Origin of the sequence: Streptomyces sichuanensis, from assembly GCF_020328095.1 — a bacterium.
GTDB lineage: Bacteria > Actinomycetota > Actinomycetes > Streptomycetales > Streptomycetaceae > Streptomyces > Streptomyces cinnamoneus.
This window is the reverse complement of record NZ_JAIXMK010000010.1, coordinates 1-15,133: the sequence shown is the minus strand read 5'-3', so window position 1 is coordinate 15,133 and position 15,133 is coordinate 1. Positions and strand designations below refer to the sequence as shown.

Annotated in this window: 13 protein-coding genes; 2 read left to right on the top strand and 11 right to left on the bottom strand. The window is 70.9% G+C overall.

Annotated elements, in window-relative coordinates; all coding sequences use genetic code 11:
- Positions 1-15: 15 nt before the first annotated feature.
- From LE181_RS05455 to LE181_RS05440, 4 genes are all read right to left on the bottom strand, one after another.
- Positions 16-681 carry an O-methyltransferase gene (locus LE181_RS05455; protein WP_225660023.1) on the bottom strand — a complete coding sequence of 222 codons (666 nt, stop codon included), beginning with the start codon at positions 679-681 and terminating at the stop codon, positions 16-18.
- A 77-nt stretch (positions 682-758) separates the two neighbouring features.
- Positions 759-1,565, bottom strand: a complete 807-nt coding sequence (locus LE181_RS05450) for an HAD family hydrolase (protein ID WP_372458249.1) — start codon at positions 1,563-1,565, stop codon at positions 759-761.
- Entirely contained in the window at positions 1,562-4,318 is a 2,757-nt protein-coding gene (locus LE181_RS05445; RefSeq protein WP_372458252.1) for a phosphoribosyltransferase, read from the bottom strand. The genes LE181_RS05450 and LE181_RS05445 overlap by 4 nt, the downstream gene beginning before the upstream one ends.
- A gap of 20 nt (positions 4,319-4,338) precedes the next feature.
- Positions 4,339-5,550: an HpcH/HpaI aldolase/citrate lyase family protein gene (locus tag LE181_RS05440; RefSeq protein WP_225659984.1), complete on the bottom strand. Its 1,212-nt coding sequence runs from the start codon at positions 5,548-5,550 to the stop codon at positions 4,339-4,341.
- 222 nt (positions 5,551-5,772) lie between these two features.
- Here LE181_RS05440 and LE181_RS05435 point away from each other — a divergent pair, with 222 nt between their 5' ends.
- Positions 5,773-6,768 carry a TerD family protein gene (locus LE181_RS05435; RefSeq protein ID WP_225659983.1) on the top strand — a complete coding sequence of 332 codons (996 nt, stop codon included), beginning with the start codon at positions 5,773-5,775 and terminating at the stop codon, positions 6,766-6,768.
- A 35-nt stretch (positions 6,769-6,803) separates the two neighbouring features.
- Here the strand turns inward: LE181_RS05435 and LE181_RS05430 are convergent, their stop codons facing one another.
- The 6 genes from LE181_RS05430 to LE181_RS05405 form a co-directional block, all read right to left on the bottom strand.
- Entirely contained in the window at positions 6,804-7,547 is a 744-nt protein-coding gene (locus tag LE181_RS05430) for a TerD family protein (RefSeq protein WP_225659981.1), read from the bottom strand.
- 100 nt (positions 7,548-7,647) lie between these two features.
- The gene (locus tag LE181_RS05425; protein ID WP_225659979.1) at positions 7,648-8,790 is read right to left on the bottom strand and encodes a DUF475 domain-containing protein; all 1,143 of its coding nucleotides are present in this window, start codon (positions 8,788-8,790) and stop codon (positions 7,648-7,650) included.
- Between the two features lie 47 nt (positions 8,791-8,837).
- On the bottom strand, positions 8,838-9,413 hold the full coding sequence (locus LE181_RS05420; protein WP_190110296.1) for a TerD family protein: 576 nt from the start codon (positions 9,411-9,413) through the stop codon (positions 8,838-8,840).
- Positions 9,414-9,521: 108 nt separating this feature from the next.
- Positions 9,522-10,097 (bottom strand): TerD family protein, encoded by a 576-nt coding sequence (locus LE181_RS05415; protein WP_225659977.1) that lies wholly within the window; start codon positions 10,095-10,097, stop codon positions 9,522-9,524.
- A gap of 168 nt (positions 10,098-10,265) precedes the next feature.
- Positions 10,266-10,724, bottom strand: coding sequence for a peroxiredoxin (locus tag LE181_RS05410; RefSeq protein ID WP_225659975.1), 459 nt, complete (start codon positions 10,722-10,724; stop codon positions 10,266-10,268).
- Positions 10,725-10,908: 184 nt separating this feature from the next.
- A complete protein-coding gene (locus tag LE181_RS05405) occupies positions 10,909-11,331 on the bottom strand; it encodes a DUF3052 domain-containing protein (protein WP_225659973.1) in 423 nt (140 codons plus the stop codon).
- A 460-nt stretch (positions 11,332-11,791) separates the two neighbouring features.
- Here LE181_RS05405 and aceE point away from each other — a divergent pair, with 460 nt between their 5' ends.
- The gene (gene aceE / locus LE181_RS05400; protein WP_225659971.1) at positions 11,792-14,524 is read left to right on the top strand and encodes a pyruvate dehydrogenase (acetyl-transferring), homodimeric type; all 2,733 of its coding nucleotides are present in this window, start codon (positions 11,792-11,794) and stop codon (positions 14,522-14,524) included.
- A gap of 118 nt (positions 14,525-14,642) precedes the next feature.
- Here aceE and LE181_RS05395 read toward each other — a convergent pair whose 3' ends face one another.
- On the bottom strand, positions 14,643-15,029 hold the full coding sequence (locus LE181_RS05395) for a peptidase inhibitor family I36 protein (protein WP_225659970.1): 387 nt from the start codon (positions 15,027-15,029) through the stop codon (positions 14,643-14,645).
- Between the last annotated feature and the right edge of the window lie 104 nt (positions 15,030-15,133).

The following is a 15,133-nucleotide window of genomic DNA, read 5'->3' as shown; positions in this document are numbered from 1 at the left end:
GGCTGCACCCGGGGGTCAGCCCACCCGGCGTGCCAGCGTGATGCCGTCCGCGACCGTCAGCATGACCGACTCCGTCCGCCGGTCCGCGGCTACGTGCTCGTTGAACGCCCGGATGTGCACGGCCAGGCCCTCGGTGACCGCCGGGTCGGCGACCTGCCCGCCGAACAGGACGTTGTCGGCCACCAGCAGCCCGCCCGGGCGCAGCCGGGGCACGATCTCCTCCCAGTAGCCGACGTAGCCGTCCTTGTTGGCGTCGACGAAGGCCAGGTCGATGTGCGGCTCGGCGGGCAGGGCGCGCAGCGTCTCGATCGCCGGGGCGATCCGCAGGTCGATCCGGTCGGCGACGCCCGCCTTGGCCCACGCCTCGCGGGCGTGGGCCGTCCACTCCTCGGAGACGTCCAGCGTGAGCAGCCTGCCGCCGTCGGGCAGCGCCTGGGCCATGGCCAGGGCGGACAGCCCCGTGAACGTCCCGACCTCCACCACCTGCCGCGCACCCGTGAGCCGGACGAGGAAGGCCAGCAGCGCGGCCTGCTCCCGGGGCACCTGCTTGATCGCGTCGTCGGGGAAGCGGGCGTGGGTGGACTCGACGAGCGCCTGCTGCACGGGGTCGAGCGGGGGGTTGTGGGCCAGTACGTACGCGTACAGCTCGGGCGTGAGCGGAAGGTTCTTCGTCTCGGGCACGGTCTCGGGCGTGGTCTCGGGCACGTGATCTCCTCGTTGAGGGCAACGGAGTTGAACCAGTGGCGCAGCCTTCGAGACTAGCCCTCCGAGAACGCCCGCACGATCTCCTCGCCGGCCGCCACGCCCCGCACCGGCAACGCCGTCACGTGCGGTGCCGTCCAGCCGGCGTCGGCCAGCTCCCCGTGGCCCGGCCGCCAGGCGCGGTCGGCGGCCAGCAGCAGGTCGGCGTCGAGCAGCGAGTCGCCGGCGGCCAGCACCCGGGACGCGCCCGTGCGGCGCGCGACCTCCGCCACGGCCGCGCTCTTGGTGAGCGGCCGCGGCACGGCGTAGACCTTGCGGCCCTGCAGCGACACCGTCCATCCGCGGTCCCCGGCCCACACCGCCAGCTCCTTGACCCACTCGGGGGGCAGCAGGGCCCGGTCGACGACGAGGTAGGCGAAGAGGTCCGCCGCCGTACGGGCCTTGAGCAGCCAGGCCGGGTCGGCGCTGCGCAGCAGGCGCTCGTGGACCTCCTCCAGCGTGGCGCACTCGGCGGCCAGCGTGCGGTGCACCTGCGCCCGCCAGCCGGGGTCGGGCTCGCCGCGCACGAGCAGCTCCCCGCCGTTGGCGCAGATCGCGAACTCCGGCGCGGGGCCGGGCAGATGGATGCGCTCGTACTGCTCGCGGGTGCGGGTGGTCGTGGGAACGAACGTGACGGTGCGGGCCAGCTCGCCGAGGAGCGCGGCGGCGGTCTCCGTCATGTACGAGAGCGGCTTCTGCTCGTACGTCTCCACGCAGAGCAGGCGCGGCGCCCGCTCGTCCGGCATGGACAGGGACAGCGCGGCCGTGGAGTAGATGAGCGTGCGGTCGAGGTCGCTGGCGACGAGGGTGCGTGCGGTGGTCACTGTGCGGCCACCGCCGTGCCGTCGGCGCCGGTGGCGCCGCGGGTGTAGCGGGGGTGGATCAGGCCCACGCAGCTGTACGGCAGGCCCTCCACCTCCTCCACCGGGACGCCGCGCTGTGCGGCCAGCAGGCGCACGTGGTCGAGGTCGGCTCCGGCGCCCCGCTTGGCGAGGATCTTCCAGGGGACGCGGCGCAGCAGGACGCGCGTGGTCTCGCCGACGCCCGGCTTGACGAGGTTGACGTCGTGGATGCCGTACTCCTCGCTGATGCGTTCGACCGCGGCCCAGCCGGCCCAGGTGGGGGTGCGGTCGGAGGCGGCCGTCTCCTTGGCGTCGAGGGCCGCGTCCTCCCGGACCTCGGCGAAGCGGGCCGTGACGGCGTCGAGGAAGGAGCGCGAGACGTCGGCGCCGGCCAGCTCGCGGTAGAACTTCGCGCCGTGGAAGTCGTGCGGGCCGACGAGGTCGGACCGCAGCACCGTGCGGGAGACGAGGCCGGAGACGGTGGAGTTGAGGCACGCGGACGGGATGAGGAAGTCGTCGCGGGTGCCGTAGGTCTCCACGCAGTGGCCGGGGTCGGCGAGCACCGCGAGGCGCGGGTCGAAGCCGGGGAAGTCCACGAGGGCTTCGGCGAGTTCGCGGGTGATGGCGCCCTTGCCCGTCCAGCCGTCGACGAAGACGACGTCGGCGGGGTCGTGGTGGGCGGCGAGCCAGCGCAGGGCGTTGGGGTCGATGCCGCGGCCGCGCACGATGGAGACGGCGTAGTGCGGCACGTCGAGGCCGTGGACGTGGCGCGCCCAGCGGCGCATCAGCACGCCGACCGGGGTGCCGGCGCGGGCCAGCGACACCAGGACCGGGCGGGGCGTCCGCTCGGCCAGCACGGCCTCGGTGACGGCGCCGACGGCCCGGGCGACGCGGGCCGCGGAGGCGTCGAGGGCGGAGTGGAAGAGCGCCTGGTACTCCTCGCTGGGCTGGTACTCGACCGGAAGCGACTCCGCGTAGTGCGCGCCACCGCTCTGGATGGCCTCCTCGCGCTCCTCGGTGGGGGCTTCGAGCTCCACGCCGGAGAGGTCCTGCAGCAGCCAGCCGACCTCCTCCGGCTCGTACGAGGAGAACGCGGGGCCGCGGAGCGGTTCGGGCATGGAGACTGCCGCCTGTCGGTCGGGGGTGCGGTGGGCGGGGACGTAGGAGGGGACGACGGCCAGCAGCACGTGCCCGGTGTGCTCGGCCAGCCGGTCGAGCAGGCCGCCGGGGGCGTGCAGCCCGGGGGTGTCGGCGGCGGAGTCGACGACGGCGACGATCGCGTCGAAGCGGCCGCCGGCGACGTTGTAGGCGTAGCGCTCGCCAGGACCGTCGGAGGGATCGTCGTGCGCCGGGAAGGTGATCCGGGAGCGGATCGCGTAGCCGGGGTCGTCGACGGGCAGGACGGGGGAACGGGTGGTGGTGGAGAACCGGACGTCGTCGAAGGCCGGCTCGATGGCCTGTGCGAGCCGCAGGGGCGCGTACATCAGCTCTTCGGTGCCGAGGACGAGGATGCGCGAGGCGCCCTCGGGGAGGGCGGCGGCGATACGGGCGCCCATGGCCGGCAGCGCGGCTTCGAGCTGTGCGCGGTGCGCGGGGGTGAAGCCGTGGCGACCGCCGTCGGGGAGGCCCGCGGGCCAGCCGAGGTCGATGCGGTTCCGGTACGCGGCGTTCGGCACCGCCGGGCGCGTCGGCGCGGGCCGGTCGCCGTCGCGGCGGGGAATCTCTCCCCGGCCCCGCCCCTTCCCGGGACCGGGGGCGAACCCCAGGGCCCCCTGGGGCTGGGGCGGAAGCAGCGAAGGAGCAGGAAGGGCCGCGGGGTCCGGCACCGCCGGGCCGCACGCGTGTGGCTGAGCGCCGTCGCGGCGGGAGACAGGCCCCTGACCCGCCCCTTCCCGGAACCGGGGCTCTGCCCCGGACCCCGTGGAGACCGGGGCACTCTCCCCGCCGCAGCGGCGAGCAACCCCTGCCGGGGGGGCCGGCGGCGCCGAGCCGGCCTCCGTGGCGGGGACCGGAAGGGCCTCGTACCGTTCCACCAGCGCCTGGCCGGCCGTCAGTACCCCCTCCGGCAAGGAGACCGTCCCCGCGGCCAGGGCCACGAGGTCCACGCGGGCGCCCAGTTCCGCCGCGAAGTCCGTCAGCCGCGCACGGTCCTGCGCGCTGCGCATGTCGACGAGCGCCACGACCACGTACCGCTCGCGCGGGAATCGGGCGTGGAGGGCGGCGATGGTGTTCAGGACCGTACGGCCCGTGGAGAACTCGTCGTCGACGAGGACCAGCGGGCCGTCACCGGCGAGGAAGTCCGGGTCCTCCGGCAGCAGCAGGTGCGACGTGGCGTGGCTGTGCTCCTCCTCGAAGCCGCCCGTCGGCGCGACGCCCGGCACTTCGCGGCGTGTGGAGTGCAGGTACGGCGCGAGGCCGAGGCCGTCGGCCACGGCGTGGCCCAGGCCCGTGGCCGTTTCGGCGTAGCCGAGGACCACGGCGCGCGCCGCGGCCCCGTCCCCGAGCAGGGCCCGTACGCGGCGGCCGAGGCCCGCGCCGGCCTCGTGGACGACGGAGGGCCGCTGCGGCACGTGCTTGCCCAGGACGTTGGACACCAGCAGATGGGCCCGCTTCGGATTGCGCCGCAGCGCCAGTCCCAGCAGCTCCGGCAGCCGGGGGTCGCCCTCCAGCCCGACGCCGAGCCGTTCCGCGACCCACTGCCCCGACCACACCACGTCAACCGTTCCCTTGCTCATACGTCCGCTCATGCGTCCGCTCATACGTCCTGCAGTCCCGCGGACAGCAGCTCCACGAAGCTCACATCCTCGCGCGCGACGCCGAACACCTCGGCGCGCAGCATCGTCCGTTCGGCCCAGGCGCGGTGCGGCTTCACTTCGTTCATCTTGTTCGTATAGGCGGAGCGCAGCACTCCACCACCGTCGCGTTCCGGCCGCAGGATGTCCTCGGCGTCGCTGAACTCCTCATGGCTGACGACGGACAGCGCGTGCACGGGCGCGACGTGCGAGGGGTGGATGCAGGTCTTGCCCTGCAGTCCGTTGGCCCGGTCGAGCTGGATCTCGCGCAGGAGGCCGTCCATGTCGTGTTCGATGAGCGCGGTGCGCAGGGCCTCGGCGGGGCCGGCGAAGGGGCTGCGGCGCAGCTGGGGCTTGAACATGCGCTCGGGCTGCGGGAAGTACTCCCAGACCGGCCCGGTGACGGTGAAGCCGCTGCCGTCGGCGCGGCCGAGGACGTTGACGACGTCGGCGATGACGGAGGCGACGATCTTGACGTCGTAGGCGGTCATGTCGGGCGCCCGGCGCAGCCCGTAGGCGGAGCAGAAATCGGTCACGCCGAGCCGCAGGGCCAGCACGCGGTCGCGGTACTTGTCGACGGCCCGGGCGATGCCGGCGAGGGTCTCGGTGCGGGTCTCCAGGTGGAGCAATTGGGGGGATTCGAGGACGGGCATGGCGAACAGCCGCCGACCGCCGGCGATTTCCGCCTCGGCGAGGGCTTCGAGGAACGGCAGTCCGCGTTCCTCCGTGAACTTCGGCAGGACGAATCCGGACAGCAGCCGCCCGGCGGGGCCGAGCCGCCGCACGAGGTCGGTGATCTGCGCGGGCTCGCGGACCCGGATGAACAGCAGGGGCAGCTCGCCCCCGCCCTCCGCGGTCCCGGCCGCAGCCGCAGCCGCGGCCGCCCGTTCCTCGCCGGCGGCCAGCTCGGCGAACTGCCGCACGAGGTTCTCCTCGGCGGCCACGACGTCGGCGTCGCCGATGGAGTCCTCCAGGCACAGGACCATGGAGACCACGCCGCGCCGGGCCTGCTTGCGGACGTCCTGGGCGAGGGTGGCCCGGGTGCCGGGGCTGTAGAGGGTGGCGCCGAGGGCGACGGCGAGCGTACGGGCCGGGGAGCCGGCGTCGAACTCGCCCGGCTCCTTGTGGAACAGCCCACTCCGCACCGCAGGCGCAAGGTGTCCGAAATGCCTCATTGCTCTCCCCGAATGCCACGGCCTGGGCGCCTCGCCTCCGGCCGGGCCGGCACGGAAGTGTGGCCGATTATCGTACGTCCGGGGGTGGGTCAAGAGTTCCCCAAGTCCGTTAAAAGCCCATGACCTGCATGGATCCATCCGGTAAGCGATGGCGTACCGCCCGGATCCCTCCCCACCCCCCTGCGTTGTCCGCGGGCGGCACGGGAAGGCAGGATTGCGGGCATGACGCACGCGATGCTGAAGGGGTCGAACATCCCGCTGGACACCCCGACCGTGCGGGCCGTACTGCGCTGGACTCCCGGCCCGGGCGTCCCGGACGTGGACGCCTCCGCCCTCCTGCTGGGCGAGGACGGCCGCGTGCGCTCGGACGAGGACTTCGTCTTCTACAACCAGCCCCGGCACCCCTCCGGCCTGGTCCGGCACCTGCCCAAGAAGCGCCTGGTCGAGGGGGCCACGGACTCGGTCGAGGCCGACCTGTCGACGCTGGACGCCTCCGTCTCCCGCGTCGTGCTCGCCGCCTCCGCCGACGGCGGCCCCTTCGGGCTCGTCCGGGACCTGTGCGTGCTGCTGTACGACGCGGCACGCGGCGGCGGGGGGACGACGACCGACGTCGCCCCCGTCGCGCGCTTCGACGTGCGGGCGGAGACGGGCGACGAGACGGCCATGCTCTGCGGCGAGCTCTACCGGCGCGGGGACGGCTGGAAGTTCCGCGCGCTCGGACAGGGCTACGCCTCGGGCCTGCTGGGGCTGGCCACGGAGTTCGGCATCTCGGTCGACGAGTCCGAGGAGGCCGCCGGCGCCGCCGGACCGGAGAGGGCCGACGCCGCCGAGCCGACGACCGCCCCGGAAGCGGCACCCGAGGCCGTGACGACGGTGACGCCCGCACCGGCTCCGGGCCACCCGCCCGCACCGGGTGCCGCGCCGCAGCCCGCGTCCGGCTACGGCTACCCGCCGCCGCCCACCACGCCGCCCGTGGTGCCGCCGCCCTCGCAGTCCGTTCCCCTGCCCGGCCCCGCGCCACAGTCGCCCCAGCCGTCCTACGGCTACCCGCCGCAGTACCCGCCGGCCCCGGCCGCCCAGCCCGGCTACGGCTACCCGCAGCAGCACCAGACGCCGCAGTCGCCGCAGCCCTCCTACGGCTACCCGCCGCAGCAGCCCGTGCCGGACCCGGCCTTCCGGCTGCCGCCCCAGGGGCCGCAGTTCCAGCCGGGCCGCTGACGCCGGGGCCGCCGGCGCACCGGGCGGCCCCGCCCTCACACCTTGCTCTTGTACCCCCGCCCCCACTGCAACCCCCAGCCGTAGAGCCGGTCCAGCTCGGACTGGAAGCCGTAGACGTACTTCATCTCGCGGCGCACGATGATCTCGCCCTTGACGTTCTCGATGAGCACCACCGCACACGAGCGGGCCTCCGGCGCCCGCTCGTGGAGCGCGACCTCCAGGCGCGGCCCGTTGCCCGGGTAGAGGGTCACCAGCGCGTGCGTACGGTCGAACGCGGGGGTGCCGTCGTAGATGTAGACGAAGACCAGCAGCCGCTTGAACTCGTCCCGGTGGTCCATGTTGATGTAGATCGTCTCGCCCGACCCCGACCCGAAGCGGTCGTCGCCACTGAGCTGAACATACGGCGGCGAGTTGACGCTGCCCAGTATGTTCCCGAGCGGCTGCACTACGCCCTTGGAACCGTCCTGCAGCTCGTACATACAGGCGAGGTCGAGGTCGACGTTGACCATGGCGGGGCCCTGGGCCTGCACGACCTGCGGGGTGAACTTCCGCAGCGGGTGGCGCAGCCCGGCGCCGAACGAGGGGCGCTCGTTGAAGTCCGAGGTCCGCATGCGCCAGGACAGGTTGACCCGCAGGTTGCCGGTGACCGCACCCTGCTTGGTCAGCGAAAACGTGGGACGGCGCTTGGTCAGTTCGACCGCGCCGTTGGTGCCGCTGCCGTCGAATTGGCGCGCGGCGGCGCTCCCCCAATTCCCGAAGAGCTTCTCCCATATCGCCATTGCCGTAACCCCCACCCGTGCGAGCACACATGCCACGGGGCGGCCGCGAGGATGATCCTCGTGACCGCCCCGGTGAGAGCGTTCCTCAAATGTGCCGGGGTCACACCCCGGAGGAGACCTCGGCCTTCGCGCCGGGGCCGTCGCCGGAGCCGGCCTCCTTGCGGTTGCGGACCACGGAGGACCAGAACGACAGACCGATCAGGACGACACCGATCGTGCCGGTGACGACCTCGTTGATCTCGTGCTTGATGGAGACCAACAGGATGACGGCCAGCGCGCCGATCGCGTAGTGCGCGCCGTGCTCCAGGTACACGTAGTCGTCCAGGGTGCCCTTGCGGACGAGGAAGACCGTCAGCGACCGGATGTACATCGCGCCGATGCCGAGGCCCAGCGCCATGATGAAGATGTCGTTGGTGATGGCGAAGGCACCGATGACACCGTCGAAGGAGAACGAGGCGTCGATGACCTCAAGGTAGAGGAAGAGGAAGAACGCGGCCTTGCCGGCCAGGCCGACGACCGTGCCGTTGCCGCTCTTGGCGGGCGCCTTCCCGGCCTCCTCCTCGGCCTCTTCCTCCTCCTGCTCCAGGCGGTCCTCGAAGAAGCCGGAGACGCCGCCGACGATCAGGTACGTCACCAGGCCGCCGATGCCGGCCAGCAGCACCGTGGTGGCCTTGTCGACCGTGCCCTCGCCGTCGTGGACCGGGACGGCCGTGGCGAAGGTGGTGGCGACGACGAGCAGGACGACCAGGGCGACGACCGTGGAGAGCGTCTCCAGCTTGCCCAGCCGGGCCAGCGGCTTCTCCAGCCAGTCCAGCCACTTGATGTCCCGGTCCTCGAAGATGAAGTCCAGGAAGATCATCAGCAGGAACATGCCACCGAAGGCCGCGATGGCCGGGTGGGCGGCGGTGACCAGTTCCTCGTAGCGGTCCTTGTTGTTGATCGCGAGGTCGACGGCCTCGATCGGCCCGAGCTTCGCGGTGATCGCGACGATGACGACCGGGAAGACCAGCCGCATGCCGAAGACGGCGATGAGGATGCCGACCGTCAGGAAGATCTTCTGCCAGAAGGCGTTCATCTTCCGGAGGATTCCGGCGTTGATCACCGCGTTGTCGAACGAGAGCGAGATCTCCAGGACGGAGAGGATCGCGACGATCGCCAGCCCCTGCCACCCCCAGAGAACGCCGGCCAAGGCCAGGCCGGCCGCCGTGATGGCGAACGACCAACCAAAGGTTTTCAGGAGCACTGGCTACCCAATCCTTCGCTGTTCGGGATGACCGCGCGGACGCGGCTTTACGAAACGTTGACCCCGAAGTCTAGGGCGATGCCGCGCAGCCCCGACGCGTACCCCTGTCCGACCGCACGGAACTTCCATTCGCCCCCGTAGCGATAGACCTCTCCGAAGATCATCGCGGTTTCGCTGGAAGCGTCCTCGCTGAGGTCGTAGCGGGCGAGCTCGGTGCCGTCGGCCTGGTTGACCACCCGGATGTAGGCGTTGCTGACCTGGCCGAAGCTCTGACCGCGCACATCGGCCTCGTGAATGGAGACCGGAAAGACGATCTTGTCGCAGGCCGCCGGGACCTTGGTGAGGTCCACCAGGATGGATTCGTCGTCGCCGTCGCCCTCACCGGTGAGGTTGTCGCCCGTGTGTTCCACGGAGCCCTCGGGGCTGGTGAGGTTGTTGTAGAAGACGAAGTACTCGTCGCCCAGCACACGGCCCGCTGCACACAGCAGGGCGCTGGCGTCGAGGTCGAAGGGTGCTCCCGTGGTGGAGCGCGCGTCCCAGCCGAGGCCGACGGTGACGTTGGTGAGGTTCGGCGCGGCCTTGGAGAGGGAGACATTGCCCCCCTTGGCGAGCGTGACACCCATGATCTTGCATCCTCCCCGAGTCGATGTGGATCGCCCTGCGCGTCCGGCGCCGCACCCCGGGGAGGGGTGCGGCGCCGGAGCGCGGTGGTCGGCAGCCCGTGCCGGCCGTCAGACGTTGACGCCGAAGTCCTGCGCGATGCCGCGCAGGCCGGAGGCGTAGCCCTGGCCGATGGCCCGGAACTTCCACTCGGCGCCGTTGCGGTAGAGCTCGCCGAAGACCATGGCGGTCTCGGTCGAGGCGTCCTCGCTGAGGTCGTAGCGGGCGAGCTCGGTGCCGTCGGCCTGGTTCAGCACGCGGATGTAGGCGTTGCGGACCTGGCCGAAGCTCTGCTGGCGGGTCTCGGCCTCGTAGATGGAGACCGGGAAGACGATCTTGTGGACGTCCGCCGGGACGCCGGCCAGGTTGACCTTGATGACCTCGTCGTCGCCCTCGCCCTCACCGGTGAGGTTGTCGCCCTGGTGCTCGACGGAGCCGTCGGGGCTCTTGAGGTTGTTGAAGAAGACGAAGTTCTGGTCGTTGGCGACCTTCCCCTGGTCGTTCGTCAGCAGGGCGCTGGCGTCCAGGTCGAAGTCCGTACCGGTGGTGGTACGGGCGTCCCAGCCGAGACCGACGACGACCGCGGTCAGGTTCGGGGCCGCCTTGGTCAGCGAGACGTTGCCGCCCTTGCTGAGACTGACTCCCACGAGTCCTCCATTGGTTCGAGGGGCCAGGCGTATCCCGCGCCCCCGGTTGTGCGATGGCATCCGATCAACGTTTTGATCCTAGTGACCGGTTCCCACCGATTACAGGCTCTTGCGCCAAGGACGCACAGGTCGCTCGCCAGGGTTGCCCCGGGCGCCCCGGCAGTGCACTCAGAGCGCGGCGAGCGCCTTGGTGTACTCGTTCAGGTCACGCGCGTCGGGCAGGCCGTTGACGACCGTCCAGCGGACGATGCCCTCCTTGTCGATGATGAACGTGCCGCGCACCGCGCAGCCCTTCTCCTCGTCGAAGACACCGTACGCGCGGCTGACCTCGCCGTGCGGCCAGAAGTCGGAGAGCAGCGGGTACTCCAGGCCCTCCTGCTCGGCGAAGACGCGCAGGGAGAAGGGCGCGTCGTTGGAGACGGCCAGCAGCTGCACGTCGTCGTTGGCGAACTGCGGCAGCTCGTCGCGCAGGGCGCACAGCTCGCCGGTGCACACACCGGTGAAAGCGAAGGGGTAGAAGAGCAGGACGACGTTCTTCTCGCCCCGGAAGTCGGAGAGCCGGACGGTCTCGCCGTGCTGGGTCTTCAGCGCGAAGTCAGGGGCCTTGGTGCCGACGTCGATCGCCATGTTCGCATCCCTCTCTCGACGGCGCCGGCGCGAGGGGGTGCGCCGTGCGCCCCCCGGCACCGGCGCGGGTAGGCGGCCAGTGTGTCACTGCGCCCCCCGCACCACGCACCGCGCCCCCCGGCAGCGCTGCTGCAAGGGGGCGCGAGGGCGCGGAACCGGCCTCTGCCGGGTCCCGGCGGGGCCGTCAGCGCTTGGGGGCGACCAGGCGGGCGCCGGTCCAGTCCTTGGCCACGCTGATGCTCTTGGTCTGGCTCAGACCGGCGGTCTGGGCCGCCTCGCTGATGTCGCTCGGCTCGATGTAGCCGTCGCGGCCGGTCTTGGGGACCATCAGCCAGATGATCCCGCCGTCCTCAAGCAGACCGATGGCGTCCACCAGCGCGTCCGTCAGGTCGCCGTCCTCGTCACGGAACCACAGGACGACGGCGTCGGCCACGTCGTCGTAGTCCTCGTCGACGAGGTCCTGGCCGGTGATCTCCTCAATGGCCTCGCGGAGCTCCTGATCGACATCGTCGTCGTAGCCGATCTCCTGGACCACCTGTCCGGGCTGGAAACCCAGCCTCGCGGCAGGGTTGGTCCGCTCCTCCGCGTGGTCCGCGGTCGCGCTCACGGATTGCCTCCTGTCATCTTTCGAGAAATGCTCTTGTGCTCCTCGCGTACGCGAGGCATTGGGCGTAGTCCACACGTGCCGGACGGATCGCGCAAGTACCCGGCCATCCGGACCGCCGAAACGTTGACGGACGCGGACGTCTCATGGCAACTCCAACCATGAGGCAACAGGCCCGAGTGATTCACACCACAGCATTCTGCCGGGTTTGTGAAGTTACTCCGTGCGATTACGGGATTCGAGCCCGAACGGCCGTACGCGGAGGACCCTCAATGGGAGCGTAAGGTTGCGATTTGGCCGCCCCGGGCGACCAACCTTCGACGCTTCGTCTCATGAGTGGTGGTTACTGCTCAGTAGAGATGACGTTTCCGCCGCCGCGGTCCACGATGGGAGCCGGCGCGACATAAAGCAAGAGCAGTATTTGACCGCGTGCTGAGCACGACCCGAACAGCGAAGGAACAGCGTGGCTTCCGGATCCGATCGCAACCCGATCATCATTGGCGGCCTTCCCAGCCAGGTCCCGGACTTCGATCCCGAAGAGACCCAGGAATGGCTCGACTCGCTCGACGCAGCCGTCGATGAGCGAGGCCGGGAACGTGCCCGCTACCTCATGCTTCGCCTGATCGAGCGGGCGCGCGAGAAGCGCGTCGCCGTGCCCGAGATGCGCAGCACGGACTACGTCAACACCATCGCGACCAAGGACGAGCCGTTCTTCCCCGGCAACGAGGAGATCGAGCGCAAGGTCCTGAACGCGACCCGCTGGAACGCGGCCGTCATGGTCTCCCGCGCCCAGCGCCCGGGCATCGGCGTCGGCGGCCACATCGCCACCTTCGCCTCCTCGGCCTCGCTGTACGACGTGGGCTTCAACCACTTCTTCCGCGGCAAGGACGAGGGCGACGGCGGCGACCAGATCTTCTTCCAGGGCCACGCCTCGCCCGGCGTGTACGCCCGTGCGTTCCTGCTGGACCGACTGTCCGAGCAGCAGCTGGACGCCTTCCGCCAGGAGAAGTCGAAGGCCCCCTACGGCCTGTCGTCGTACCCCCACCCGCGCCTGATGCCGGACTTCTGGGAGTTCCCGACCGTCTCGATGGGCCTCGGCCCCCTCGGTGCGATCTACCAGGCCCGCATGAACCGCTACATGGAGGCGCGCGGCATCGCCGACACCTCCAAGTCCCACGTTTGGGCGTTCCTGGGCGACGGCGAGATGGACGAGCCCGAGTCGCTCGGCCAGCTGTCCCTGGCCGCTCGCGAGGGCCTGGACAACCTGACCTTCGTCGTCAACTGCAACCTGCAGCGCCTCGACGGCCCGGTCCGCGGCAACGGCAAGATCATGCAGGAGCTGGAGTCGCAGTTCCGCGGCGCCGGCTGGAACGTGATCAAGCTGGTGTGGGACCGCTCCTGGGACCCGCTGCTGGCCCAGGACCGCGACGGCATCCTGGTCAACAAGCTCAACAGCACCCCCGACGGCCAGTTCCAGACGTACGCCACCGAGACCGGTGCGTACATCCGTGAGCACTTCTTCGGCGACGACCACCGTCTCCGCAAGATGGTCGAGGGCATGACCGACGACCAGATCCTGCACCTGGGCCGTGGCGGTCACGACCACAAGAAGATCTTCGCGGCCTACGCGGCGGCCAAGGCCCACAAGGGCCAGCCGACCGTGATCCTCGCGCAGACGGTCAAGGGCTGGACGCTCGGCCCGAACTTCGAGGGCCGCAACGCGACCCACCAGATGAAGAAGCTCACGGTCGAGGACCTCAAGCGCTTCCGTGACCGTCTCCACATCCCGATCGCCGACAAGGAGCTGGAGTCCGGCCTGCCGCCGTACTACCACCCGGGTCGCGACTCGGAGGAGATCCAGTACATGCACGACCGGCGCAAGTCGCTGGGCGGCTACGTACCGAGCCGTGTGGACCGCTCCAAGCCGCTCGTCCTGCCGGGCGAGAAGGCTTACGCGCCCACCAAGAAGGGCTCCGGCCAGCAGTCGATCGCCACCACCATGGCCTTCGTCCGCCTGCTGAAGGACCTCATGCGGGACAAGGAGATCGGCAAGCGCTTCGTGCCGATCGCCCCCGACGAGTACCGCACCTTCGGCATGGACTCGCTGTTCCCGTCGGCGAAGATCTACAACCCGCTGGGCCAGCAGTACGAGGCCGTGGACCGCGAGCTGCTGCTCGCGTACAAGGAGTCCCCGACCGGTCAGATGCTGCACGACGGCATCTCCGAGGCGGGCTGCACCGCCTCGCTGATCGCCGCCGGCTCCGCCTACGCCACGCACGGCGAGCCGCTGATCCCGATCTACGTCTTCTACTCGATGTTCGGGTTCCAGCGCACCGGTGACCAGTTCTGGCAGATGGCCGACCAGCTGGCCCGCGGCTTCGTCCTCGGCGCCACGGCGGGTCGTACGACCCTGACCGGTGAGGGCCTGCAGCACGCCGACGGCCACTCGCACCTGCTGGCCTCGACCAACCCCGGCGTCGTCGCGTACGACCCGGCGTTCGGCTTCGAGATCGCGCACATCGTCCAGGACGGTCTGCGGCGTATGTACGGCGAGAATGCGGAAGACATCTTCTACTACCTCACCGTCTACAACGAGCCGATCCAGCACCCGGCCGAGCCGGAGAACGTGGACGCCGAGGGCATCCTCAAGGGTCTGTACCGCTTCAAGCAGGGCGAGGCGGGCGCCATCCCGGCGCAGATCCTGGCCTCCGGTGTGGCCGTGCCGTGGGCGATCGAGGCCCAGCGCATCCTCGCCGAGGAGTGGAACGTCAAGGCGGACGTCTGGTCGGCGACCTCCTGGAACGAGCTGCGCAACGACGCCATCGCGGTGGAGGAGCACAACCTCCTGCACCCGGAGGAGGAGCAGCGCGTCCCGTATGTGACGAGCAAGCTCGCCGGCGCCGAGGGCCCGAAGGTGGCCGTGTCCGACTGGATGCGTGCCGTTCCGGACCAGATCTCGCGCTGGGTGCCCGGCACGTACACGTCGCTGGGTGCGGACGGCTTCGGCTTCGCGGACACGCGTGGCGCGGCCCGTCGCTTCTTCCACATCGACGCGCAGTCGATCGTCCTGGCGGTGCTCACCGAGCTCGCCAAGGAGGGCAAGATCGACCGCTCGGCCCTGAAGCAGGCCATCGACCGCTACCAGCTCCTGGACGTGGCCGCGGCCGACCCGGGCGCCGCGGGCGGCGACGCGTAAGCGCTCGCGCTGACGGTCAGCAGTAGCAACGCCCGAGCCCCCGGCCGCAGAAGCGGCCGGGGGCTCGGGCGTTTCCGTGTCGGGGGGTACCACACCACCCGCAGACGTCAACGGCGGGCTACCGCTCCCACACCTTGTACGCCCGTACGACGTAGGGCGATTCCGGGGCCCACGTGCCCGACGGATACGTCGAGAACTCCCCCGTCTCCGCGCACGTCGCGCTCTGGTACGTCGTGACGGGACGCCCCGTCCGGTTGGCCAGCGAGGCGGCCGTCACACCCGCCGGCAGCGTCACACAGCTCTCGATGTCGATCCCCGCCAGCTCCGCGGTCCGCTGCTGCCCACGGAATCCGGTCTTCGGCCACAGGCACAGCTGCCCGGCCGCGCAGGGCCCCAGCCGCCGCGGGGCGTCCTGGGCGCTCGCCGCCGGCGCCCCCGCGCCCTCGGCGAGGGCCAGGGCGAAGGCCACGGCTCCGGCGAGGGCGATGGCACGGTTCATACGCATATGGGTTCCTCCCCCACTCGAATGGAGCGCCGAGTCTGGTGGGCGCTGATCGCCACTGCCAAGAGGGCCGGGTCGGCCATGCACTGATAGGGGAAGACGGACGG